This is a genomic window from Maribacter arenosus (genome assembly GCF_014610845.1).
In the GTDB taxonomy this organism is placed as follows: domain Bacteria; phylum Bacteroidota; class Bacteroidia; order Flavobacteriales; family Flavobacteriaceae; genus Maribacter_A; species Maribacter_A arenosus.
The window spans coordinates 588232-612281 of the sequence record NZ_JABTCG010000003.1; the positions used below are offsets into that span (position 1 = coordinate 588232).

At 39.0% G+C, this 24050-nt stretch carries 23 protein-coding genes; 13 read left to right on the plus strand and 10 right to left on the minus strand.

Annotated features, from left to right (window positions below):
* Positions 1-20 precede the first annotated feature (20 nt).
* The 4 genes from HPE63_RS10705 to HPE63_RS10720 all read right to left on the minus strand — a co-directional run bounded on the left by HPE63_RS10705 (position 21) and on the right by HPE63_RS10720 (position 3227).
* Positions 21-746, minus strand: a complete 726-nt coding sequence (locus tag HPE63_RS10705) for a LytR/AlgR family response regulator transcription factor (protein ID WP_188314258.1) — start codon at positions 744-746, stop codon at positions 21-23.
* A 3-nt stretch (positions 747-749) separates the two neighbouring features.
* Positions 750-1784 carry a sensor histidine kinase gene (locus tag HPE63_RS10710; RefSeq protein ID WP_188314259.1) on the minus strand — a complete coding sequence of 345 codons (1035 nt, stop codon included), beginning with the start codon at positions 1782-1784 and terminating at the stop codon, positions 750-752.
* Entirely contained in the window at positions 1781-2140 is a 360-nt protein-coding gene (locus tag HPE63_RS10715) for a DUF4907 domain-containing protein (protein WP_188314260.1), read from the minus strand. The genes HPE63_RS10710 and HPE63_RS10715 overlap by 4 nt, the downstream gene beginning before the upstream one ends.
* Before the next feature lie 88 nt (positions 2141-2228).
* Positions 2229-3227: a Kelch repeat-containing protein gene (locus HPE63_RS10720; protein ID WP_188314261.1), complete on the minus strand. Its 999-nt coding sequence runs from the start codon at positions 3225-3227 to the stop codon at positions 2229-2231.
* A 245-nt stretch (positions 3228-3472) separates the two neighbouring features.
* Here HPE63_RS10720 and HPE63_RS10725 point away from each other — a divergent pair, with 245 nt between their 5' ends.
* The 3 genes from HPE63_RS10725 (at position 3473) to HPE63_RS10735 (ending at position 6714) form a co-directional block, all read left to right on the plus strand.
* Positions 3473-4768 (plus strand): DUF4270 family protein, encoded by a 1296-nt coding sequence (locus tag HPE63_RS10725; RefSeq protein ID WP_188314262.1) that lies wholly within the window; start codon positions 3473-3475, stop codon positions 4766-4768.
* The gene (locus HPE63_RS10730) at positions 4752-6008 is read left to right on the plus strand and encodes an OmpP1/FadL family transporter (RefSeq protein WP_223198117.1); all 1257 of its coding nucleotides are present in this window, start codon (positions 4752-4754) and stop codon (positions 6006-6008) included. Before HPE63_RS10725 ends, HPE63_RS10730 begins: the two co-directional genes overlap by 17 nt.
* A gap of 121 nt (positions 6009-6129) precedes the next feature.
* Positions 6130-6714: a DUF6515 family protein gene (locus HPE63_RS10735; RefSeq protein WP_188314263.1), complete on the plus strand. Its 585-nt coding sequence runs from the start codon at positions 6130-6132 to the stop codon at positions 6712-6714.
* 109 nt (positions 6715-6823) lie between these two features.
* Here the strand turns inward: HPE63_RS10735 and HPE63_RS10740 are convergent, their stop codons facing one another.
* Genes HPE63_RS10740 through HPE63_RS10765 form a run of 6 tightly spaced genes read right to left on the minus strand, consistent with a single transcriptional unit; the run spans position 6824 to position 13130 of the window.
* Positions 6824-7555 (minus strand): LytR/AlgR family response regulator transcription factor, encoded by a 732-nt coding sequence (locus tag HPE63_RS10740; RefSeq protein WP_188314264.1) that lies wholly within the window; start codon positions 7553-7555, stop codon positions 6824-6826.
* 5 nt (positions 7556-7560) lie between these two features.
* A complete protein-coding gene (locus HPE63_RS10745; RefSeq protein ID WP_188314265.1) occupies positions 7561-8601 on the minus strand; it encodes a sensor histidine kinase in 1041 nt (346 codons plus the stop codon).
* A 13-nt stretch (positions 8602-8614) separates the two neighbouring features.
* A complete protein-coding gene (locus HPE63_RS10750; RefSeq protein WP_188314266.1) occupies positions 8615-9835 on the minus strand; it encodes an ABC transporter permease in 1221 nt (406 codons plus the stop codon).
* A 2-nt stretch (positions 9836-9837) separates the two neighbouring features.
* On the minus strand, positions 9838-10581 hold the full coding sequence (locus HPE63_RS10755) for an ABC transporter ATP-binding protein (RefSeq protein ID WP_188314267.1): 744 nt from the start codon (positions 10579-10581) through the stop codon (positions 9838-9840).
* 6 nt (positions 10582-10587) lie between these two features.
* Complete coding sequence (locus HPE63_RS10760; protein WP_188314268.1) at positions 10588-11796, minus strand: efflux RND transporter periplasmic adaptor subunit; 1209 nt, start codon at positions 11794-11796, stop codon at positions 10588-10590.
* Positions 11797-11807: 11 nt separating this feature from the next.
* Positions 11808-13130: a TolC family protein gene (locus HPE63_RS10765; protein WP_188314269.1), complete on the minus strand. Its 1323-nt coding sequence runs from the start codon at positions 13128-13130 to the stop codon at positions 11808-11810.
* Positions 13131-13546: 416 nt separating this feature from the next.
* On the opposite strand from HPE63_RS10765, the gene HPE63_RS10770 reads away from it, so the two are divergent.
* From HPE63_RS10770 to HPE63_RS10815, 10 genes are all read left to right on the plus strand, one after another.
* The gene (locus HPE63_RS10770) at positions 13547-13822 is read left to right on the plus strand and encodes an EF-hand domain-containing protein (RefSeq protein ID WP_188314270.1); all 276 of its coding nucleotides are present in this window, start codon (positions 13547-13549) and stop codon (positions 13820-13822) included.
* A 43-nt stretch (positions 13823-13865) separates the two neighbouring features.
* Positions 13866-15104: an Lcl C-terminal domain-containing protein gene (locus HPE63_RS10775; protein WP_188314271.1), complete on the plus strand. Its 1239-nt coding sequence runs from the start codon at positions 13866-13868 to the stop codon at positions 15102-15104.
* 205 nt (positions 15105-15309) lie between these two features.
* Entirely contained in the window at positions 15310-15525 is a 216-nt protein-coding gene (locus HPE63_RS10780; protein ID WP_188314272.1) for a 4Fe-4S dicluster domain-containing protein, read from the plus strand.
* Positions 15526-15566: 41 nt separating this feature from the next.
* Entirely contained in the window at positions 15567-16193 is a 627-nt protein-coding gene (locus HPE63_RS10785) for a ferric reductase-like transmembrane domain-containing protein (protein WP_188314273.1), read from the plus strand.
* A gap of 98 nt (positions 16194-16291) precedes the next feature.
* Complete coding sequence (locus HPE63_RS10790) at positions 16292-18079, plus strand: FAD-dependent oxidoreductase (RefSeq protein ID WP_188314274.1); 1788 nt, start codon at positions 16292-16294, stop codon at positions 18077-18079.
* Positions 18080-18339: 260 nt separating this feature from the next.
* Entirely contained in the window at positions 18340-19800 is a 1461-nt protein-coding gene (locus tag HPE63_RS10795) for a CotH kinase family protein (RefSeq protein ID WP_188314275.1), read from the plus strand.
* Positions 19801-19911: 111 nt separating this feature from the next.
* A complete protein-coding gene (locus HPE63_RS10800) occupies positions 19912-21018 on the plus strand; it encodes a sensor histidine kinase (protein WP_188314276.1) in 1107 nt (368 codons plus the stop codon).
* On the plus strand, positions 21015-21731 hold the full coding sequence (locus HPE63_RS10805) for a LytR/AlgR family response regulator transcription factor (RefSeq protein WP_188314277.1): 717 nt from the start codon (positions 21015-21017) through the stop codon (positions 21729-21731). Before HPE63_RS10800 ends, HPE63_RS10805 begins: the two co-directional genes overlap by 4 nt.
* 284 nt (positions 21732-22015) lie before the next feature.
* The gene (locus HPE63_RS10810) at positions 22016-22576 is read left to right on the plus strand and encodes a Crp/Fnr family transcriptional regulator (RefSeq protein ID WP_188314278.1); all 561 of its coding nucleotides are present in this window, start codon (positions 22016-22018) and stop codon (positions 22574-22576) included.
* 94 nt (positions 22577-22670) lie between these two features.
* A complete protein-coding gene (locus HPE63_RS10815; RefSeq protein WP_188314279.1) occupies positions 22671-24047 on the plus strand; it encodes a TolC family protein in 1377 nt (458 codons plus the stop codon).
* The last annotated feature ends 3 nt before the right edge of the window (positions 24048-24050 follow it).

A 24050-nucleotide genomic window follows, 5' to 3' on the forward strand; every position in this document is an offset into this window, starting at 1 on the left:
TTTGTCTAAATCAAATAGGATTATAGTCCCAAACTGCTAAAAAACTGTGCTTTATGGCTATCCCCAATAGGAATCCGAATATCATCGATTACTATGCGGTTTCTTTGAACGGTTCGTTTAAAATTAACGTTGACCACGAAAGATTTATGTACCCTGATAAATTGGTTTGGGGGTAATTTGTCCATCAGTTCCTTAAAACTCAACAATGTTAGGATGGTTTTATTGGAGTTTACAATATGTATTTTCAAATAATCTTTAAGTCCTTGAATGTATTGAATGTCATCCAAGTTTATTTTTACACTTTCGTGTTCCGACTTTACAAAAATGAATTTTTGGAATTCATTGGCCTCCCCATTGGAAGGAAATACATTGGCCAAGATCGGTTGATCCTTAAAAGCCAAAATTTCTTTTACCCTAGATATGGCCTTTATAAAACGATGATAGGGTATCGGCTTTACAAGATAATCAATGGCGTTAAGTTCAAAACCTTCAACAGCATATTGTGAATAGGCTGTCGTGAAAATGAAAAGTGGGCGATTTTCCAAAGCGGCAATAAATTCCAGTCCGTTTATTTGTGGCATTTCGATGTCGCAAAAAATTAAATCTACTTTTTTTTCCTTAATCACCGAAATGGCATCCAATGGGTTGGTAAAAGCACCTACAACTTCTATAAAACCCATTTTTTGGCAATAACTTTCCAATACTTCTATCGCCAAAGGTTCATCGTCAATAATAATACATTTCATAGTTTATAGATTTATGGTTAAATCGACTTCATAGGTCTTCCCGTCGTCGTTAATTTGTAAGACATGTAATTCAGGATATAGGTATTTCAACCGGTTTTTTACATTTTCTAAGCCAAGTCCACTGCTTTTAGATTTTGCCTTATGATTACCGATTTTGTTCACTACCCTAAAATGAATGGACCCCTCATTGATTGAAAGGTTTATTTTAACCATGGTTTTTCCATTATAATCCGTTCCATATTTAAAGGCATTTTCAATAAATGAAATGAACAACAGTGCGGGTATTCTTTTTTCATTATCATCCCCCGAAATTTTCAAGGTCACATCTTCGCTATTGGCCAACCTTAAGCGCTGTAAAGCCACATAGTTTTTGATGTAATCTATCTCTTTATGAATGGGCACGAGGCCCTTATCCGCTTCATACAACATATATCGCATTAATTCGGATAGATTTATGATGGCCTCTGAGGTATCGTCTGATCGCTTTACCGATAATGAGTATATGGTATTCAAAGAATTAAAAAGAAAATGGGGGTTTAATTGTGCTTTGAAAAACTGAAGTTCGGATTCGATTTTTTCTTTTTCTATCGATTTACGGAGGTTTTCGTTTTTTTGCCACCCGACATATACCCGTAACATGGTTGAAAAGAGATAAGGTACACCAAAAGTAATAATGGGCATCATACGGAACCGTGGTGATAGCAAGTCGTTTTGATGTATTTGAAAAGGGTGCATCGGGTTTGGTAAAGCTCTCGGGACCAATGGGGGAAAAAATAAATACGTTCCATAAATAACAAGCCCCAAAAGCAGTACCGAGACGGTGATATATTGTATTTTCCTTTCATTAAGTAAAAAGTATGGTACCAGGTAAAAATAATTAACATAAAACATGACCGTTGTTGCCAAGATCATTATCAATAAGTCTATGGGCACAGGTCTAGATAGGGTGTAAAAGGGGTACAGCAATAAACCGTAAAGCACACACCATATAAAAACGTGGACGAGTATTTGTGGTATATACTGCTTTTTAAGGTTCATTCAGTATTATGTTCGACTTGGGGAATGTCAATTTTCATCGCTTCAAGATCAGCAATGGTAATCCTGGGATCTTCGGCTTTTAATATCTTATCAATGATTAAACCAGCTGTTTTTTCAGCATCTTTTTTAGTAGAAAATGGGATGCTTCCTTGAACCGCGGGAATACTCACTTGTTTGATCAACACCTTATTGTCATGCACAATATGGTACCCATAACCCTTGCCTACGGCTATTATCTCGGTTCTCAGGGTTGCTCTTTCTTCAAGATGGTACGTAAGGTATATGATACCACATAAAAGTAGGGTCATGAGCCCAGGAATAATCAAAGTAGTTCTATTCATCAATGTAGAATTCATAATTTTCTATCCAAGAAATGGGACGATAGTACCAACAAATATCGCCCCATTACCAAACTAGATTAAACAACTATCATATAAATTTTCGTTAATCTTCATCATCATATTCATCAAACGGGTAAAATTCGTACAGGTCATCCAAGTAAAGGGTACTGGTACGTCCAAGGCCAATAAAGGCCTGGGTTCCGTTAGAGAAGGCGATTGGATCCTGTCGTGAAGTTCCCTCAAAACTTGTTTTGGCCTCCCATGTATCGTCACTTTGGTCGTATTGCCATATCGTTGACAATGTACCCCCTACAGTACCACAAGCAATATAGCCGTAGCCGTTTAAGGTAAATGCCACTGCATTACTTCTAATGATACTATAATCGTCTTCTTCATCCAGGTCTAATTTTGCGGTCCAACTTTCTGTATTGGAATCGAATACCCAAAAATCATCCAAGTATATTCCGTTCGAAACACCTGTTCCCAAATAAACGTTATCGCCTATGGTAAAAGTCGTGGCAGATCTTCTTTTGTCGCCTCCAAAACCGACCAATTCTGACCAGGTATCGGTACTGGGGTCGTATTTCCAAAAATCCTTACGATCGTTATCGCCGTCGTAACCGGTGCCGAAATACCCTTGACCGTTAATACCAAATGCTACGGCACTTCGCCTGGCCGTGGAAGGAAATGGGGCTATTTCCGTCCATGAATTCGACCCTGGGTTATACGCATAAAAATCGGCCAGTTCGTTCAAACCGTCGTATCCAGAACCTATGTAACCTATGCCATCGATTTCAAAACCTACGGCTGCATTCCGGGCACTTCCAGGAAAGTCTGCCTTTTGCGACCAATAATCCCCATCGATATCATATGACCAAAAAGAACTCAAATAATCATCACCGTCATAACCGGTACCCATATAGCCAGTATTGCCAATAGTAAAACCTGATATGCCACTTCTGGCGCTGCCATCAAAAACGGATCTGTCTATCCAGTTGCCCAAATCCTCATCATCGTCATCGCTAGAACAACTGGATAACGTACAGATCAATACGCCAATTAAGGTTGTTTGTTTAATGTAGTATTGCAGTCCTTTTATCATGTCTTTTTTGATTAGCCGTTTAAACGGATTAATATTTTGGCCAAAACTAGTACTCGACGTATTGCCATAAAACTGAAATAGATGAAGTTGCCAATTTAACATATGAACCCTACGATTTCCTCTACCAATCAGATGTTAAGTTTGATCGTCTAAAAACCAGTATTCATCTGCTAACTATTGGGGTTTGTCTATTGTGGTTTTGGCCATTGGATACTGTATATACTTTTAGGCTCAAATTAAAAATTATGAAGACTATTTTGGGACTGCTCTGTTCCCTTTTATTGTTCACTTCCTGTAGCGACGATTCCTTAAACGACTCGGATTTTGAGGCTGGCGAAATATTTACCGATAGTAATATCCGAGTATTGCAAATAGATACCCTGACCGCAAGAATTTCCACCATGAAATTTGATAGTATCATTACCTCTCAAGGTTCACGTATGTTGGTTGGGGAATATAGCGACCCGGTCTTCGGGCATGTTAGAAGCTCAAGTTTCATTGAAATGATCCCTTCAAGTTTTACCATAGATTCGGATGCGGTATACGATAGTATACTTTTTGTACTTAGATATGATGAGTATTATTACAATGACACCCTATCGCAAAATACGATCCATATTAAATCTTTGAATGAAAAATTAAATCCTGCAGATGACAGTGATTTTTATAATAACAGTATCATAAGCTATAACGAAGAGGATTTGGGCACCGTTTCCTTTGCTCCGAGACCTTTGGGAGCGGATTCCCTGAATGTTAGGATTAGTGATACTCTGGGATTGGAGCTGTTCGAAAATCTTCAGGATAAAAATTTAACCAACTATGATGAGTTCATAAATTACTTTTATGGACTTTCAATACAACCCGACAAAAACGATAACGGGACCGTCCTCGGTTTTTCCTTGACCTCGGGAATGCGGCTCTATTACAGTATTGCCGGAGAAACCGAATCAGTACAGTATTATACCGATTTCACGATTAACACAAGTAGTTCCCCAATTCCTTTCTTTAATCAGATATCTGCCACTGAACCAAATGAACATCTTTCAAGTTTAATCCATAATGAGATAAGCTTATACAGTGAAGACGCTAATGATCAAAGTTTTATTCAATCGGGTATTGGTATTACCACTAGAATTGAATTTCCCTATATCAAATCTGTGTATGACATTCAGGGACAGGGGACTTTACTCGATGCGACATTACGGATAAAACCAAAAGAAACCACGTATAATGATGCTTTAATGCTAAGGGATACCCTTTCGGTCTATATCGTTGACCAAAACAATGATCTTACGGGAGAAACCACAATGACGGCCATATTGAACAGGGACGATCAAGAATTCAACAATATCTTTTACGAAATTCCGATAAGCAGCTATTTGGAAGAGCTCTTGGTAACAGACCTGGAGGCGACCGATGCTCTTATTCTTTTGCCCTATGATTACAATGCTACGGTCGACCGCTTTATACTAGATATCGACCCTAGCAGCCATGGTGCCCAACTAGAATTTATATATGCCATTTATGATGAAAATGATTAGAAATCCCTTTTTTACGATTATTGTCATGCTATGTGCATTGAATAACTCCTGGGCACAATCGGAAGGATTGACTAGTTCTCCATATTCTTTATATGGATTGGGGGTCATTAACCAAACAAGTATAGGATTCACCAATGGTTTGGGATACTCCGGAATAGGAATTCGCACGGAAACCGAAATCAACAATTTGAATGCCGCAAATTTTGGTCTAATACCAAAAAATGCCTTTTTCTATGATATAGGTTTAAAAGGGGATTACAACAGCTATAGCAACAAGGGAAGCAGCGAGTCGAAGACTACTTTGAATTTTTCAAATCTAGCCCTCGCTTTTCGTATCACCGAAGGTCTTGGAGCAGGAATAACCATGGTACCTTACAGCGACATGGGTTATTCTTTGGTGGGTATAAAAACCAATATTGAAGGTTCTACCGAAACTTTTGAAAGTAATATATCGGGCGTAGGTGGGCTAAGTGATCTTAAGTTGAACCTGGGATACGCCGTTACCGATAATTTACGATTTGGGGCCAGTGCTTCTTTTTTGTTTGGGAATATTGAAGAAGAAGAATCCTTTACCGTAAGCCAGAGCACTTTTAGTGCTACCGAAACCACAAATTACTCGGGGCTCCGAATGGGGTTAGGAATGCAATTTGATTTTTCGGATAATTTCACCATTGGTAGTACGGTACAATTCCCTACGAGCTTGGAAGGTAGCCTAAAACGTTCGGCAACCAAATTACTAGACGGCACCGAAATAACCGTTGAAGCCGATGAAAGTGATACTGCCGCTGATTTCGATATGCCCTTGGAACTTGGTTTTGGATTTAGCGCCAAATTCATTGAATCATTGACTTTAAGTGTCGATTACAAAAAGAACTTTTGGAGCGATACCGGACAGATTGAAAACTTGGGAACCTATGAAGATCAAGATATTTATGCTATGGGACTTGAATATGTAAAAAACCCAATAAGTTATAAATACGCCCAGCGCATAAGATACCGGGTGGGTTACAACTATGACAATGGTTACCTCGCCATAAACGGGGTAAAAGTAAATGGTTACAACATTACCGCAGGTATTGGGTTACCTATTGGTCAGGGTCAAAGATCCATGTTGAATATTGCATATAGTTATGGCTCTAAGGGGCAAATTCAAAATATACTGGTCAAGGAAAACTATCATATGCTTACCTTGAATTTGAGTCTGGCAGATTTATGGTTTCAAAAACGAAAGATCAATTAACGGTATGTCTTAACCCATCACCGTCTTTTAAATTAGTGTTAATTCAATGAACGGCACTAAACCATTTAATAAATAAACCGTCAAAAGATAAAATATAGATATCAATTAAAATTCCATTAGTATGAAAAAAGTAGTTATAATGATCTTAGGTATATTACTGACAACCGGATTTGTAAATGAGGTAAACGCGCAAAGAAGGACAGCAACAAAGAAGGTAACCACCACAAATAGGGTTACAACTACCAAAAAAGTGGTACGCGTGCCAAGATCCAAGGTGGTATATAGAAAACCAAAGGCAAAAGTAGTCGCAACGAGGTCGATTCCCAATAAAAGGGTGGTTGTTTCCCCTAAGGGTGTGAATTATTATTATGCGAACAATAGGTTTTATAGATCTTATAATGGTCGTTATATAGCTGTTGCACCTAGGGTTGGTCTTCGCATAGGATTTTTGCCCTCTGGTTTTAGAACCGTTGTGTTTGCCGGAAGAAGCTATTTTTATTTTGACGGTATTTATTACGACCAAATCGGTGATGAATATGAAGTGGTTTATCCTGAGATAGGAACCCTTATTTATGAGTTGCCCTACAATTATGAAAAAGTAGAGTATGATGGGCAATTGCTTTATGAAGCCAATGGCGTTTTATATGAAAGGGTACAAGTAGATGGTACCAGGGCCTATGAGGTCGTAGGTATTGTAGAGGACTAGGATGTAGACAGAAATTGATCAGGACAAATAGTAGGGTAGTAGTTTAAACCATAAGGTCTTTATTGCTACCCTATTTTCATAGAGATTGTTAAGGTTTCTATGGATGGTTTTAATCAAGGCTGTTTTTAGAAATGTAGGCCAAAAATTCCGGTTTGTAGTTTTCCGAAACCGTGATGCGCTTGTCTCCGATAATGACCTGACTTCGTTCAATAACATCAACGGCCTCTAATGCGACGATAAATGAACGGTGAATACGCATGAATTTATCAGCTGGTAGTACTTCTTGAAGACTTTTTAGGCTCATTAAGGTCAATACAGGTCTTGGTCGGTCTTTAAGCCATATTTTAATGTAGTCTTTAAGGCCTTCAAAATAGAGAACATTATCCAAATGTATCTTCAATTGTTTATAATCGGACTTAACGAAAAGGAATTTCTTTTCGCTGATAGTTGGTGTTTGTGCTTTGGCCTTTGTCAAAGAAAACCATTCTTTGGCCTTCGTAGCGGCAGATAAAAATTCGGCATAATCAAAAGGTTTCAACAAATAATCCAAAGCTTCTACCTTAAAACCTTCCAGTGCATATTCAGAAAAAGCGGTGGTAAAGATGACCCGAGTACTTTTTGGAATCAATTTGGAAAGCCCTATCCCAGTGAGATCGGGCATCTGTATATCAAGAAAAACCAAATCAACAGGTTCCTTTTCCATAAAGGTCAAAGCCTCTATGGCACTGTCACATTTTTTTTTAAGGACTAAAAAGGGTGTTTTCAATACATACCCTTCAATCAGTTGCAGTGCCATGGGTTCATCATCAACAACAATACAGCTAATTTGGAAAGGCTTCATCTATATCAGATTTCTAAGGTTAGGATGGCTGTAAAGATACCATCTTCAACCTTATAATCGAAATGATGTTGATCTGGATATAATAATTGTAAACGTTTTTCTAAATTTTCCAGACCAATACCGGAACCACTTTTATCACTGGTGTTTTTGGGGGTATTCGGATTCGAGGCGGTGAAGGTCAAATTGGTTCCCTCAACTTCTAACCCAAATGATAAATCGGACGATTTGCCTGCGGATACACCATGTTTAAAGGCATTCTCTACCAAAGTAATGAAAAGCAATGGTACAATTTCAATATTTGGTACCGACTTTGGGAAAGTGTACGATATTTTGATCTTATCGCTAAATCGGAGTTTCATAAGCTCAATGTATTGGGTCATGAAATCTATTTCTTTTTCTAAGGGGACCTTTTCGGTCTCGGTATCATATAAAAGGTAACGCATTAATTTACCCAAACTATGAATGGTTTTTTTTGCGGTTTCGGGCTGGTAATCTACCAACGAATAAATATTATTGAGTGCATTGAAAAAGAAATGTGGCTGTAATTGGTACTTTAAATGTTGGATCTCGGACTGTAGTTTAACATTCTTTGCCTCTTTTTGTTCGGCCTCGTTCTTCAACCATCTTTCCGTTGTTTTTAAAGCGATCGAAAAAGCTAAAGGCACAAGGGAAGCAAAAAAATCAAGATACCAGAAAATCTTTCTGGGAGGCTTGTTTATGGGATTATGGTTTATTACGAATAATTCGGTAAGATACCCTTTGAGTACGTGGTTCGCCCACACAAATGAACCGATTAAAATCACATTGATAAGAAAAAAAAGCAAGGTTTTTTCCCTAAAGAGGAACTTATGTATTAAAAAGAAGTAGTTCACATAGAAAATGAAGGCATAGAAAAATAAGGGTACCCAAGTATGTACGAGTGTCCTGGTCACAACCTGCGAATCCTGGTTTTGCCCTTGTGACAATAAGTAGGGCATGCTGAACAAGATCAACCATGCCAGAACATGCAGTAGGGGGAATAAGTATTTTTTACGTTTCAATTCCATCTATCAATTTTTATCACTCATATCGCAATGCCGTAATCGGATCTAAAGCCGATGCCTTTCTTGCTGGATACCATCCAAAGAATATTCCTGTAATGGCACAGACTGCAAATGATATGATAATCGAGTATAAGGCAACACTTGTTGGCCAATGTAAGAATTTCTCAATAAATATTGTAGAACCAAGGCCTAAGGTTACACCGATAATTCCACCAGTGATACTTATTAATATAGCTTCTATCAAAAATTGCATCAATATATCTGCTCCTTTACCTCCTACCGCCATTCGTAAACCTATTTCCTTGGTACGTTCTTTTACGGAAACATACATGATATTCATGATGCCAATACCTCCAATTAAAAGCGAAATACCTGCAACCGCCACTAATAGAATAGTTAACATTTCACTTGTGGAACTAAAGGTAGAAATCAATTCTTCCATAGACCGTACCGTAAAATCATCATCTTCATTGTCCATTAATTTGTGTTGCTTACGTAAAATTTCGGTCACTTGCTCTACTGCTTCCGTGGCATCATCCTCACTTACAGCCGAAGCCATAATCTGATTTAAATAATCGATAGCCAAAATACGTTTCTGAACAGTGGTAAAAGGCGCAATGACCACGTCATCTTGATCCTGTCCGAAAGTGTTTTCGCCTTTTTCCTCTAGTACACCAATCACTTTAAACGGAATATTATTAAATCGAATCATTTGACCAACAGGGTCTTGACCATCTGGAAATACATTTTCTACAACCGTTTGCCCAATTAAAGCCACTTTTGAAGCCGATTTTACTTCGGCATCTGTAAACATGCTACCGCTTTGTAAACCAACGGCCTTTATTTCTAAATACTCCGGATTAACACCAAATATGGTACTTGGCCAGTTATTCGAACCATTAATGACTTGTCCTCCACCATTAACAACAGGCGTAATATTGCTTAATAAAGAAGCTTGTTCTTTTATTTCTTCATAATCGGCTAATATTAGGGTTTGCACATCACCACCGCTTCCTCTTGCAGGCCCTCTGTCATCTGCTCCTGGTCTAATGGTTATCATATTAGAACCCATACTTGAAATGGTAGCACGAATACTTTCTTTAGAACCCTCTCCAATAGCCAACATCGCAATAACAGAAGCCACACCGATGATGATGCCTAACATGGTAAGCAAGGTCCTGGTCTTGTTAAGTACAATGGCTTTAAATGCGATTTTTAATAAATTATAGAGTCTCATAACTAGTGGTCTTGTTTTGGTAATTTGGCTAATTCGTATGCTGCAGATTGTACCTTGTCATTTTTTTGATCCCGTATAATATTGCCGTCCTTTAACACAATTGTTCTACTACTAAACGTTGCAATATCTGGTTCGTGGGTTACAAATACAATGGTGATGCCTTGTTCGTTCAACTCTTGGAAAATAGACATGATTTCGTAGGCTGTTCTCGTGTCCAGGTTACCTGTAGCTTCATCCGCAAGTATCATGACAGGATTATTTACCAAAGATCGTGCTATGGCAACGCGTTGTTGTTGTCCACCGGAAAGTTGGGAGGGGGTGTGATCCATTCTTTCTTCCAAACCAACCATTTTCAAGGCTTTTAAGGCGCTTTCCCTGCGTACTTCCGAAGACACTTTGCTGTTATAGAATAAAGGCAACTCTACGTTTTCCAACGCTGATGTTCTTGCCAATAAGTTATAGGATTGAAAAATAAAGCCTATTTTTTCGTTTCGTATGGTCGCCAATTGGTTTTTACTTAAATCCTTCATTTCTACACCATCAATTTTGTAGGTTCCTGAAGTTGGGTTATCTAAACATCCTAAAATATTCAATAAGGTACTTTTCCCGGAACCACTCGATCCCATGATGGTCACAAACTCTCCTTCCTTGACAGTAAAAGAGACACCTCGTAAAGCGCGTACTGTTTCGGCTCCCATAGTAAATTCACGAGTTAAATCTTCTATTTTTATGATTTCTTTACTCATGTTGGGTTACTTTTTTTTGTTACTACCTGGTCGTTTAGGCATAAATGGACTTTCGTTTGAGCCCGCTGGACCAGCTTCGGATTTTGACACGCCTTTTAAACTATATACTAACTTTTCACCTTCTGAAACGCCCTCTAGAATTTGTACGTTTACGCCATCACTTGCCCCTATTTTTATCGCTTTTGGTGATATGCTTCTATCCTTTCCTAAAACCCAAATCACAGTATCATCCTTAGCTGGCAGATCTGTGATTTCGGGTAAATTATGATGCAGGTTATAGGTTGTAAGTGTTGTGGTATCTGGACTAAAGTTGATGGCCTTGGCCTCTGCAGTCAATACATCATTCAATTCCAAGGTGTAAATGGAAACGGTTGCTGTTAATCCCGGTTTTAATTTTAAATCTTCATTTTCTGCTTTAATGACCACGGTATAGGTCACAACATTTGAAGTGGTCGTTGGGTCTAATCGAACTTGGGTAATAACCCCATTAAAAGTTTCGCCTATGTACGCATCAACAGTAAATTCAACACGTTGGCCATCTTTTACATTCCCTATGTCCGCTTCATCCACATCGGCTTCTACTTGCATTTCCTTTAAATCTTGGGCGATTGTAAATAGGGTCGGTGTACTATAACTTGCCGCTACGGTTTGCCCTTCGTCAATGTCTCTTGAGAGTACTACTCCGTTGATAGGAGAATAAATATTGGCATATCCCAAATTTGTGATTGCTTCTTGTAAGTCTGAATAGCGCTGGGTTACCGTGCCTTTTGCAGTTTCGTAATTGTATACTGCATCATCATAATCGGATTTGCTGATGACCTGATTTTCAAATAAGGTTTTTTGTCGATCGAAAATAGTTTGCATATAGTTTCTTTGACTTATAGCATTGTCATAGGAAGCTTGTGCCTGTGTAAGAGCAGCCCTTAGATTGGTTTTGTCCAATTCTGCAATAAGTTGTCCTTCCCTTACTTCGCTATTATAATCCACATATATTTTTTCAACAACTCCGGATACTTGTGTACCGACATCTACTTGATTTATGGGTTCAATGGTTCCGGTTGCCGTAACCATCGTGGTTACATCTGCTTTTTTGGCAGGTACTGTTTTTGCTTCAACAATAATAGCCTCTCCACCTTTTAGGAAAGAGTAACCTGCAATTACAAGTATTGCCACGATAAGGCCTGTTATTATTATTTTCTTTTTATTTTTTTTCATGATAGTATAAATTAAAGTTTGATGTCGTTTCCTTGATAAAATTGAAGTAATTGGGTATACAAAAGGCTTAAATATTTTGCTTGAATGTAGTTTTGATGGGCATTGGTATATGTGTTTTGGCTTACTACAAGATCGGTGGTGCTCAAAGCACCCAGTTCATATTGTTTTTGAGCCAATCTGTACGATTCGTTTGCGGCATTTTTTGCAACATCGGCAGCTACCATTTGGCTCTGGGCCGCAGTGGCATTTTGCCAGGCGGTTTCTATTTTTTGATATAAGTCTTTTTCTTCTTGCGCCAATTGCAGTTGGGCTATGTCAATATTTATCTTGGCATTTTCAACTTCAGTTTTCGTTTTGTTCCGGTTGAAAATAGGCACGTTCAAAGAGAGACCGACCCTTTGGTTGAAGTTCAAATCAAATTGGTCGGTAAAATTAAAATCCTGTGTTGAGGTATAACCCGAACCAAGACTTCCTGTTAATGAAAGTGTGGGTAGAAATCCTCCTTTGGCAATATCCAATTCCTTTTCTGAAACTGATATATTTATCTTACTTGCATTTATTTCGGGGAGTTTTTCCAAAGCCTGACTATAGACTTGATTTAAATCGGGAATCAATTCCTCACCTGTGCCGGTCGGAATGGCAATTTGAAACGAAGTGCCGTTCGGAAGCTCTAAAAGCTGTTTTAGGGTCAATAACTGTTGGGCGTAATCATTTTTAGCGGTTATCAGATTATAGGCATTCGTAGCCGTATTTGATTGCGCATCTGTATAATCCTTTAAGGCAATGGAGCCAGCTTCTAACCGAGCCTTAGCCTGTTCTTCTTCTTTTTGGGAAGCGACTAGATTGTTTTCGGCTATAGTGATATTTTCTTTACTATAGAGTAGTTGAATATAGCTATCTGTTATACTCAAAATGATATTATTTTTGGCCTGCTCCTCATAAAAGGAATACTGGTCGACCAGAAGTTTGTTTTGTTTTATCTCATTATTGATTTGGTTACCCTGAAAAAGGGTTACTTGTGTGTTCAATCCTAAACTCGTAGAATTGATCTGTTGGGAAACAAAATCACTGGTTATAGGGTCGATCGAATTCCCATTCGTAAAGTTCTGTGAAGCCGAACCTGATAAATTGGGCAATCTTGATGATTTTGCGGCCTTATAGTTTTGAAGGGTACTGTTTTTCTCCAAAACCGCCTGTTTTACGGTAATATTATTCTCCAAAGCATAGGAGATGCAATCCTCTAAGGACCAAATTTTATCGTTTGCACTAGCTGATTGCTGTGCCTGTGCAAATTGCACGATTAGGGTAAGAATTAGTAGTATAGTCTTTCTCATGGTGTATCCTATTAAATTGAAATACGGTTCAAATATCCATCGCTTACCATACAATACATATTGAAATAGATAGATAGTGGAATTGACTAGACCAAAACGATTATTTTCTCGACGTGATTTTTTAGTGGGATTGCCTCTTTATGCTTTGAAATTTGGATGGAAATATCAAAATCCAAGACTGGCTAATTGCAATCCATAAACCAATAGGGCCTAGTAGAAAGCATAAAAAAGAGTTCCTAAAGTGGAGCCTTTAGCAAGGAAAACAAAATGAAACCTCTTGTTTATAGTCTTATAGTATTGCCTCCATTTACAAAACCATCCCATCTATAGATTAAAACCTATCATTGGTTGATTTGTTTTCTCCGTATTCATTCTCTTACGGTTCTTTGACCCCATAATCATAAAATAGAATCAAAATGAAAACAAAAGCAATTTTACTAAGTATTACGGCTAGCACATTATTTGCAGTTTCATGCAATGCTCAAAGTTCGAACAATCGACAAAATAAGCAAGAACCACCGACCGTCGACGAAATTTTTGAACAGATGGACAAGGACGAGGATGGAAAACTTTCCAAAAAGGAAATCAAAGGCCCCCTAAAAAACAATTTCGCAAAAATAGATACCGATGAAGATGGTTTCCTTTCTAAAGAGGAAGTGGAAAAGGCCCCAAAACCCAAAGGAAGAAAATAACAACAAAAATTGGGCAGAGTTTAATCACACAAAATCGAATACCATGAAAAATTTGGCAAGAAAGGAAACGTTTATTCAGTTTGGTATATATATATTCATCATCACGCTTCTGATATTTAATATTGGTTGTAGTGATGATAATGAGGATATTACAGAGCAGGTTGCCGATGAAACTGCAGATGATTCTACCGATGACGATAGCACCGCCGATGATTTGACCGTCAACAACTATCTTATGATTGCTTCTGGGCAAACCAACTTGTACAATGCCGATGGGGATCAAGTTGCCAGCCTTAATGAAGGGGATGCTTTTTACGGTCAGGATGCGAATTATCTAAAAGGGGAAGCCATGTCGTACACCGACAATGGGGATGGTACCATCATCGATGATAATACAGGTTTAATGTGGCAACAAATACCGACATCGGAAGACTTTTCTTGGCAAGACGCGGTTGATTATTGTGAAAGTCTGGAATTGGCCGGGTATGATGATTGGCGCATTCCAAGTTGCAAGGAACTGTATTCCATAAGCGACTTTGGATTAGGTTGGCCATATTTAAACACCACCTATTTTACACTGGCGAGTGGACAGGTGACCAAAGACGAACAATATTGGTCCAGTGATTATTATGTTGGTGTTACCGTGGAAGGGGGTTCTAATGCCGCTTTTGGGGTAAATCACGTAACTGGACATATCAAGGCCTATTCGGCGAATGCGAGTGGACCCGTAGGCGGTAAATATGTAAGGGCCGTTCGCGGTGGTGATTATGGGGTCAATGAATATATCGATAATGGTGATGGCACTATAATTGACAATGCCACTGATTTAATGTGGACACAAAGTGACAATGGTGAAGGTTTGGATTGGGAAAGTGCATTGGCCTATGCCGAAAGCTCTGAAGAAGCAGGCTATACCGATTGGAGGTTGCCCAATGTAAAAGAACTTCAGGGAATTGTGGATTATTCCTATTCGCCAAGCGCTACCGATGCATCAAAAGTCGGACCCGCAATCGACCCCATATTTTCTTGCACACCAATAATCAATGAAGGTGGTGATGACGACTATGGGTATTATTGGACAAGTACCTCGGCCAATTTCACCAGTGGGCAACCGTACTATTATGCTTGGTATGTAGCTTTTGGAATGGCAGTAGACGGTAATGGTGACGATTTCCATGGGGCAGGCGGGGTACGTTTTGATACCAAAGCGGAAGGTGGGCCTTTAGGTGAAGGTGGTGAACGTTATTACAATTATGTGCGATTGGTAAGGGACACAAATTAAAATGATGAATATGGGTAAATAAAAATGATTGGTTGAGTTAGTTTGAGTTAGTTGTAGACCCGCTGGTTTTTTAAGATCAGCGGGTCTTTTTTATTTCTTTTATTGAGACTATTCCGCCTTTGGTAGACAAACTCCCTGAGCTCGTTGATTGCTTTTTTGAATCAATACTATGTGCTTTTACTTTGTTCTTGAAAAACAATAGATCATGGCCATTGAAAGTATAAACGGATGTATAGGATGTGAAGAGTGCATTAAAAGTTGTCCAACAGATGTATTAAGGCTCAATCCTGATAGTAAGAAAGCGGAGATTTTGTATCCCGAAGATTGCCAGATCTGTCATTTGTGTAGAATGTATTGCCCGGTTGATGCTATTACCATTTCACCGGAAAAAACCATACCTGTAATCGTATCATGGGGTTGATCATGAAAAATGAAATCTACATAAAAAATTTAGTTCCATTGATGATCGCTTTCATCGGTGTGCCTGTTCTGCTATATACCCTCGGGGATTTTCCCAGACGGAATTATCTAATGGAAACCTTATCGCTTACAACCATTCTAGGGTTTACAATTCTGATGTCCCAGTTCTTTTTGTCACGAATCAATAAAAAATTGGTCAAGGATATTCGTATGGTCAATGTTTTGAAAATACATAAGTTCATTGGCTACCTGTTTATATCGATTTTATTGTTTCATCCATTTTTTATTATCGTTCCCAAATTCTTTGATAATGGGGTAACCCCTTCCGATGCTTTTCTAAAATTGATTACCACCTTTAGCGGCCTTGGCGTCATTTTAGGATTAATTGCCTATTCCTGTGTGCTTATTCTTATGATTTCTGCATTTTTCAGGTTTAAACTTCATTTAAAATATAGTACATGGAGAAGTTTACATGGGGTCTTAACCCTACTATTTGTGATTACTGCAACCTGGCATGTGATCGATATAGGTCGCCATAGTAATACTTCATTCTCGGTTTATTATGTGTTGATTGTTGCAACTGGGGTTTATGCTTTACTCAGAACCTATCTTTTTAAAACAACTAAAAGTAGCAAGGAACATAGGAATACCCTTAAAATAATCAAATGAAACCGGCAAGATTAAAATAATATGTAAACATACAAGACAATGCGTATTGAATCGTCAAAGGTTACCTATAACCCTTGAAAAGGAATAAAGATGAACACATGAAAAAGCAAGACAAAAAAGAGAACATTTCACGACGTAAGTTTATGGCCTTGGCAGGTGGAGCCGCTAGTTTTGCCGCAATTTCAGCGTTGGGAATGCCCATAGAATGGGCATCAAATGAACTTGAAGTTGATATAGATACATTGGGAGTTGACAAGTTGAGCACCGATGTTTTGGTGATAGGAAGCGGCATGGCAGGTTTGTTTGCAGCTGTAAAGGCCCATGATGCTGGGGCAAAGGTTTTAATGGTCTCTAAAGGTAGATTGGGCGCATCGGGACAGACCCCTTTTGCAAAAGGGATATTTGCCTACGACCCTGAAAATGAAATAGTGGGTATTGACGAGTTTGTTGAAAAGGTTTCTTTCTCGGCTATTGGCACCAACAATAAAGCTTATACCAGACAACTTGCCGAACATTCCCTTGCCCGTGTAAACGAATTAAGGGAATGGGGCTTTTTTAATTCTTCCTTGTACAACAAGAGTTTTAGCAAGCCCATTGAAGAGCGAAATATTCCCGTGCACGAACGTGTAACCATTACGCATTTAATAAAAGAAGACGAGAGCGTTGTAGGTGCAGCTGGATTTAGCATTGATGAGCAGAAAGTGCTGTTTTATGAGGCTAAAAGCGTAATTCTATGTACTGGCGCAGGGGGGGTTAAACCCAATGGATTCCCCATTTGTGACCTCACCCATGATGGTACGATCATGGCCTATAATATTGGGGCAAAGGTCACTGGAAAAGAGTGGAACGATGGGCACCCAGGCAAATCTGAAAACCCTGCAGCCTGTTATGATGGCTGGGGTGATATGTTCGAACAAAAACCAAGCACAACACGAATAGAAATTAGGCATGATCTAGGTGTGGAAGCGAATTATATGGCCTATGCAAATGGAAATCCACTAAAAATGGGACCTCCGGGAGCTTCGAAAAATAGTGCGGGCAATAACGGTAAAAACGATGGCCCACAGAGACCAGAAGGCTTGGTTTTGTCAGATGATGGCCCTCCAGGAGGTGGCGAAAAAGATGGAAATAGACCGCCAAAAGGAGAAGGACGAAGACCTCCAAAAGGTGGGGATGGAGCACCTCCGGGAATGGGAGGTGGAATCGTTGGTGGTTCTTCCGCAGGTATGGCTATCCACAAATCTGAAGGTCTCGTTCCCATCAATGATAAATGCGAGTCGAACATACCGGGACTTTATGCGGCCGGGGATGCCTTGGGATCCTATATGTCGGGAGCTATCTATACGCAAATCGGTTCTTCACTGGCAGGTTCGGCCGTTCAGGGAGGCGTGGCAGGTGAGGCTGCTGCCGCGTATTGTAAAAACATAAAATCGATTTCTATTTCGAAATCTAAAATGAAGGAATTAAAAGCGGAAATCCTAGCGCCTATGAAAAGGGAAGCGGGCTATAGTCCAGCTTGGGTAACACAGACCTTACAGGGCATCATGATTCCGAATTTTGTGCTGTACATCAAGAAAAAGTCCATGTTAAAAGGGGCACTGGCCTATATAGAGGAATTAAGGGACCATCATATGCCCATGTTAAAGGCGGCTAATTTTCATGAATTGCGATTGGCACATGAAACGGCCAATATGATCATAAGTGCCGAGATGAAGCTAAAGGCCTCCCTAATGCGTACCGAGAGCCGATGCAGCCACTACAGGCTGGATTATCCCGATATGGATAACGAAAATTGGCAGGCATGGATCAATATCCAAAAGGGCGAGGATGGAAGCATGCAATTTGAAAAACAGCCTTTTGGACAATGGCCCAATGAAGCCGTCTAACAGAAAATATAGTTTGTCGAGTTAGTTATGAAATGGTCGGTCCAAAATTGGGCCGACCATTTTGTGATATACTAATTGAACTTTAATCGATCTATGGATTCAAAAACCCCTATTTGGCGAAAAATCTTGTTTAAAGAATCTATGAATCCATAGATAAATTAAGGGCAAACGTTGATTTCGATTTCTATTGGGTCAATCCTATCCTTTCTTTGGTTCATAATTTAATCAAAATGAGATCAATAACGTTAAACAATGTAATTATGAAAAAGGTAGCATTAAAATTTTCGACCTTTCTAACTATTTTATTCCTGTCAACATTTTTATTTGTTGGGTGTTCGGATGATGACCCAATTGAAACCGATGACGATACATCCGTAGTCGATGATGATACTTCGACAGACGATGATGACACAACAATTGAAGATGCCGATTTTGTAGCAACGGATTGGACCACAGAGACCCATAGTAAGGATGCTGATCCAAACTTTGAGGAAGTATTTGATAATACCACCGTAAAAAGATTTGATTTTGTGATCTCGGAAGATAACTGGGAAGCCATGTTGGACGATATGACCGATCTTTATGGCACTTTTGGTGCTTCATCCGGAGGCCCTGGTGGCGGAGGATTGATTGATGTTGATGAAGACCCGATATTCGTGCCAGGTGATGTATTCTATGAAGGAAAACAATGGTATAAAGTGGGATTGCGTTTTAAAGGAAATTCTAGCTTACAAAGTGCTTGGCAAGCCGGTATCTTAAAACTGGCCTTTAAAATGGACTTTGATGAGTATGAGGATGATTATCCACAAATTGATAACCAACGTTTTTATGGATTTAAAAAATTCAGCCTTAAGAATAACTATGCTGACCGATCTTTCTTAAGGGAAAAAGTGGCTGCGGACGTATTTGCAAATGCGGGTCTGGCAGTTTCCAATACCGCCTTTTATACGCTTTATGTAGATCATGGGGATGGGCCCGAGTACTTCGGATTGTATACTTTAGTCGAGGAAGTGGATAACACCGTGATCGACACCCAATTCTCCAGTGATGATGGAAATCTTTACAAACCCGAAGATTACGGGGCAAGTTTTGCTGAAGGTACATTCAATGAGGATGGTTTTGAAAAGAAAACAAATGAGGACGATGCTGATTGGACGGATATACAGTCTGTGTTTACCGCTTTGCATAATGATTCCCGAACCACAGATCCCGAGGCATGGAGAGCAGGTTTGGATGCTGTCCTTGATACCGATGTGTTCCTTCATTATTTGGCGGTGAACACGGTGATCCAAAACTGGGATACGTACGGCCGAATGGAACATAACTATTATCTTTATAATAACCCTGATAATAGCCTACTTACATGGATTCCCTGGGATAATAATGAGGCATTGCAAACAGGTAATATGGGCGGTTCATTACCATTGGATTTTTCAGGATTGAACGCCTCTGAATGGCCATTGATCGGGTATTTATACAACGATGAGGTGTATAAGGCAATTTACGATAATTACGTACAGGAAACCATTAATGGTCCATTTGAAACTTCCTATATACAATCGGTCTATGATACCTATTCATCATTGGTTGAGCCTTATGCAACAACAGAGGTTTCAGGATATACATTTTTAAACAGCAGCAGTGATTTTTATCAGGCTATATCAACCCTAAATCAACATGCTGCGAGCAGGGCTTCGGCGGTCAGTCAGTATTTGGATTAAGCTGTTACAATATGCCCCAGTCTTAATATCTTTGCTTGTGGTAACATATCAAGTGCTATAAGCAAAGATATTTTTTTAATCATTTGATGATTTAATACGTAATTTTCATTCATGAAAACCAGTATACAACGGTATAGTTTCAAATATTTTGAACCCTTGATCATTATCACTTTTTGGATCATACTGTTTACAACACCCTTATTATTCGGTCAGTTTCAAGATGGTATCGACTGGACTCATGTTGTTGAAGTTTGGAAAAACAATTTACCGCTACTAGGCCTGTTTTTTGTCCATCGATTTTTATTAATGCCCTTGTTCTTTTTTAAAGATAAAAAACTCGCCTATTTTATCGTCACTTTGACAATAATTCTAGTAGCAGCATCCCTCATTTATAACATCGGAAATAGATCGGGGATGCACCCACCTCCACCAGAAAGGATGGAAAGGCCATTTGAAGGACCCCCTGAAGAAGTTTTGGGAGGGGAATTTCCGCCCCATACTCTGCCAAGACAAAGTAATCGAGGGCCAATTCCCGCCTATGCGAATTTTATTATTTTGGCGATACTTATTGTAGGTTTCGATGCAGGCTTGCAAATCGCTATGCGTTGGTCAAATCTGGAACAGGAAAAATTCAAACTTCAAAAGGAAAATGTCGAAAATCAGTTGGCATTTTTAAAAAATCAGGTGAGTCCCCATTTTTTCATGAATACGCTGAACAACATCCATGCCTTGGTCGATATCGATGCTGAGGAAGCGAAACAATCCATAATAAAACTTTCCAGTTTAATGCGGCATTTGCTGTACGATTCCGAAGAAAATTTGACACCCATTAAAAAGGAAGTGGAATTCATACAAAGTTATATCGAACTCATGCGGCTTCGATTTACCGAAAAAGTCACCATCGATGTTGATATTCCCGACGCAATTCCCGAGGCATCGATCCCTCCCTTATTGTTCACTTCACTCCTTGAAAATGCCTTTAAACATGGGATTAGTTATAACAATGAATCGTTCATACATATCTCAATGTCTTTTCCCAAAAATCATTTGAACTTTACGATTGAAAATAGCAATCATTCTAAAAAAGCAGGGGCCTCCTCGGGTATTGGTATCGAGAATACAAGAAAACGATTGGATCTGTTGTATAAAAATGAGTATGAATTGGCCATTTCCGATACTGTTGAAAAATATGCCGTAAACTTAAATATTCCGTTATGATCCGATGTATCGCCATAGATGATGAACCCTTGGCATTAAAGCAAATTGCCGCCTACATTGGAAAAACGCCATTTCTTGCTTTAACAGGCCAATTTGAAAGTGCATTACAAGCGATTTCCTTTTTGCAGGAAAATGAGGTCGATTTGATGTTCGTCGATATCAATATGCCCGACCTAAGCGGAATGGATTTTGTTAAATCGCTTAGCAATCCACCCAGGGTGATCTTTACCACGGCCTACAGTGAATATGCCTTGGAAGGGTTTAAGGTCGATGCCGTTGATTATTTGTTAAAACCTATAGGGTATAGCGAATTTCTGAAAGCTGCTGAAAAGGCAAAGACAAGGATCCAACCCAAAGAAGGGTCTATCACTGAAGTCCATAGCGATGATAAATTCCTCTTTATTAAATCGGAGTATAAAATATTGCGTATTAATTTGGCCGATATTAAATATATTGAGGGTATGCGGGAGTATTTACGCATTCATTTGCAGTCAGAAAAACCAATTATGACCCTGATGAGCATGAAGAAGATGGAAGAATTTCTGGCGAAGACTAACTTTATGCGTGTGCATCGATCCTATATTGTAAATCTGGATAAGATTACCACCATTGAACGCAATCGCATTGTTTTCGATAAGAACGTCTATATTCCTATAAGTGAGCAATATAAACCCATGTTCCAAAAATACTTGGACGACAATTTTTTGGTTTGAAAACCGGAAACCGTACGCCACCGCGTTTAACTTAAAATAATAAGCTTTTACAAACGAGGTAAAGACTGTCCCGCATTTAAAACGTTGAAAGGTCGCCACGAGGACATACGCTCTGGAAATGAAGTATATAACCTATGAATGTTCCAGGAAACACCCATTTTGACAAACTCCATGGAATTTCATGTAGTGCCCGGCTGGTATAAACTTGATCTAGGTATTAAATATATGTCCTAAATTAGCGAATACCTATATTCGGTTTATAGTCCATTCGCAAAAAAAGATGTATGCTTACTGATTTCTTGACATCCTTAGTACCCTTCTCCCACGATGAGCTCAATGACATACTCTCCCATTTTGACAAGGAATACGTCGAAAAAAATCAGGTATTGATTAAAGAGGGTCAGATTTGCGATAAATTGTATTTCGTAGAACAGGGCATTGGAAGAAGTTATTACCTAAAAGAAGACGGGAAGGAAATAACGCAATGGTTCTTCGGCGTAGGCAATTTCATGTCTAGTGCGGATAGCTTCTTTCAGCAAAGCCCTAGCTTTTACTATTTAGAGATTTTGGAGGATTCGATCCTATATAGTATTTCCAAAGAAAAAATGGACTTATTATTGGTGAAATACCACAAAATGGAAAAACTGGTTAGATTATTGTCCATAGAAATGCTTACCAAAATTGTGCATAAATTGAATGCCGTCCAATTTCAGACTGCGAGCGAGCGATATGATTATATGCTCACCGAATTTCCGGATATCTCTCATCGCGTACCCTTAGGCCATATTGCTTCTTATCTCGGGATGACCCAGGAAACCTTGAGTCGCATAAGAAGAAACGATTAACTTAAATGAACTAGGGCCTTACTTTTTGACATAGGTCAAAGGAAAATTTTCATATCCTCAGCAACTTTGCATTGTAATTATAAAACCATTTACAATGCAGATAAACGTACCAAGGCTCATTATTCTATTGATTGCCTTTGCATGGTTGTGGCCATCAACAACCTTGGCACAGCAATTGGATCCCGTTCTCAGGGAACTTATAGGCAAAGGGCTCGATAATAGTCACAGCGTCAATATCGATAATTTTAATAAAGATCAAGCAATAGTCGATCAAAAATTGGCAAAGTCGGTTTTTTTGCCAAAAGTTACGCTTAATGGAAGTTTTACTAGGCTTGATGATGACATCTCCTTTGATGATGACACGCAAAGTCTATTGATCGCAACGCAGAAGCTTCTTATTAAAGAGTCGGTCGGTATTCCTTTTAATGACCCCTTTCCTGAAAGCATCCCCTTAACATCCATTTCCAATTTACAGAATAAAAACATCCTGAAATCATCGATGGACGTAGATTGGGTCTTGTTCAGTGGACTGGAAGCCAGCAATGCCCTTAAAGCAAGCAAACACCAAGAGGCTTCATTGAACTTCGTCGGGTTGGCCGAAAAGGATAAAATAGCTTTGAAAATCATAGAGACCTATGATAAACTTGCCTTGGTATATGCCTCTAAACGCGTACTATCTTCCTCCGAAGAATATTTGAACGAACAGATATATTATGTAAAGAAAGCTATTGAAAATGGGTTGGCAACCCCCATTGACCGTAAAAAAATCGAATTGGCCCAACAACAGTTGGCAACAAAACAACTGGAGTTTGATCATAATAAAACCTTATTGATAGAGGTACTACACCAACTCACCAAAGAAAGTAAGGAACGTTTAAGTGCGCTCACCCCGTCATTAATACCTTTTACGACCGACGACTCCCTATCGGGCACAGAAAAGCGCAACGAAATTAAAGCTTTGGAAGAGGCTGAAAAAGCGACCCTATATAAATCCAAAATGGAAAAAAGCAATTTTATACCCAAGCTAGCCCTAAAAGCACATTATGAATTTATAGAAGATGATCTATCATTATTGGACCCCAAATGGTATGTTGGGATGGGCTTAAAATGGAATGTGTTCGATGGGAATCAGTCACGGTTAAAAAGTAAAAAATCTATAATTGAAAGCAAGAAATATAGGGAACAAATAGAAGATGCCGATGAAATGATCGCCCTAAGCATTATCAAGGCGGAACTGGCTTATGAATCATCCCTTCAAAATACGAAAATGGTCCAAAAAGAAATTGAACTGGCGAGCGATACGTATGCAATGATCGATAAACAATACAAAAACGATCTAGCTTCAATAAACGACGTGCTCGATGCCTTAAACGATTTGGAAAAAGCCAATTTTAAATTGCAGGATTCTTTTTTCAATCAACGAAGGGCGGTCACGGAAAAACTTCATGCAAAAGGAATACTTACTTACTAACAC

Excerpts from the sequence above, each read along its gene's own strand:
- HPE63_RS10715 (WP_188314260.1), bottom strand. The coding sequence starts at position 2,140 with ATGAATTCTACATTGATGAATAGAACTACTTTGATTATTCCTGGGCTC.
- HPE63_RS10795 (WP_188314275.1), top strand. The coding sequence starts at position 18,340 with ATGAAAAAGGTAGCATTAAAATTTTCGACCTTTCTAACTATTTTATTC.
- HPE63_RS10705 (WP_188314258.1), bottom strand. The coding sequence starts at position 746 with ATGAAATGTATTATTATTGACGATGAACCTTTGGCGATAGAAGTATTG.
- HPE63_RS10755 (WP_188314267.1), bottom strand. The coding sequence starts at position 10,581 with ATGAGTAAAGAAATCATAAAAATAGAAGATTTAACTCGTGAATTTACT.
- HPE63_RS10810 (WP_188314278.1), top strand. The coding sequence starts at position 22,016 with ATGCTTACTGATTTCTTGACATCCTTAGTACCCTTCTCCCACGATGAG.
- HPE63_RS10785 (WP_188314273.1), top strand. The coding sequence starts at position 15,567 with ATGATCGCTTTCATCGGTGTGCCTGTTCTGCTATATACCCTCGGGGAT.
- HPE63_RS10735 (WP_188314263.1), top strand. The coding sequence starts at position 6,130 with ATGAAAAAAGTAGTTATAATGATCTTAGGTATATTACTGACAACCGGA.
- HPE63_RS10760 (WP_188314268.1), bottom strand. The coding sequence starts at position 11,796 with ATGAAAAAAAATAAAAAGAAAATAATAATAACAGGCCTTATCGTGGCA.
- HPE63_RS10710 (WP_188314259.1), bottom strand. The coding sequence starts at position 1,784 with ATGAACCTTAAAAAGCAGTATATACCACAAATACTCGTCCACGTTTTT.
- HPE63_RS10815 (WP_188314279.1), top strand. The coding sequence starts at position 22,671 with ATGCAGATAAACGTACCAAGGCTCATTATTCTATTGATTGCCTTTGCA.
- HPE63_RS10770 (WP_188314270.1), top strand. The coding sequence starts at position 13,547 with ATGAAAACAAAAGCAATTTTACTAAGTATTACGGCTAGCACATTATTT.
- HPE63_RS10750 (WP_188314266.1), bottom strand. The coding sequence starts at position 9,835 with ATGAGACTCTATAATTTATTAAAAATCGCATTTAAAGCCATTGTACTT.
- HPE63_RS10740 (WP_188314264.1), bottom strand. The coding sequence starts at position 7,555 with ATGAAGCCTTTCCAAATTAGCTGTATTGTTGTTGATGATGAACCCATG.
- HPE63_RS10745 (WP_188314265.1), bottom strand. The coding sequence starts at position 8,601 with ATGGAATTGAAACGTAAAAAATACTTATTCCCCCTACTGCATGTTCTG.
- HPE63_RS10800 (WP_188314276.1), top strand. The coding sequence starts at position 19,912 with ATGAAAACCAGTATACAACGGTATAGTTTCAAATATTTTGAACCCTTG.
- HPE63_RS10775 (WP_188314271.1), top strand. The coding sequence starts at position 13,866 with ATGAAAAATTTGGCAAGAAAGGAAACGTTTATTCAGTTTGGTATATAT.
- HPE63_RS10725 (WP_188314262.1), top strand. The coding sequence starts at position 3,473 with ATGAAGACTATTTTGGGACTGCTCTGTTCCCTTTTATTGTTCACTTCC.
- HPE63_RS10790 (WP_188314274.1), top strand. The coding sequence starts at position 16,292 with ATGAAAAAGCAAGACAAAAAAGAGAACATTTCACGACGTAAGTTTATG.
- HPE63_RS10765 (WP_188314269.1), bottom strand. The coding sequence starts at position 13,130 with ATGAGAAAGACTATACTACTAATTCTTACCCTAATCGTGCAATTTGCA.
- HPE63_RS10730 (WP_223198117.1), top strand. The coding sequence starts at position 4,752 with ATGATGAAAATGATTAGAAATCCCTTTTTTACGATTATTGTCATGCTA.
- HPE63_RS10780 (WP_188314272.1), top strand. The coding sequence starts at position 15,310 with ATGGCCATTGAAAGTATAAACGGATGTATAGGATGTGAAGAGTGCATT.
- HPE63_RS10805 (WP_188314277.1), top strand. The coding sequence starts at position 21,015 with ATGATCCGATGTATCGCCATAGATGATGAACCCTTGGCATTAAAGCAA.
- HPE63_RS10720 (WP_188314261.1), bottom strand. The coding sequence starts at position 3,227 with ATGATAAAAGGACTGCAATACTACATTAAACAAACAACCTTAATTGGC.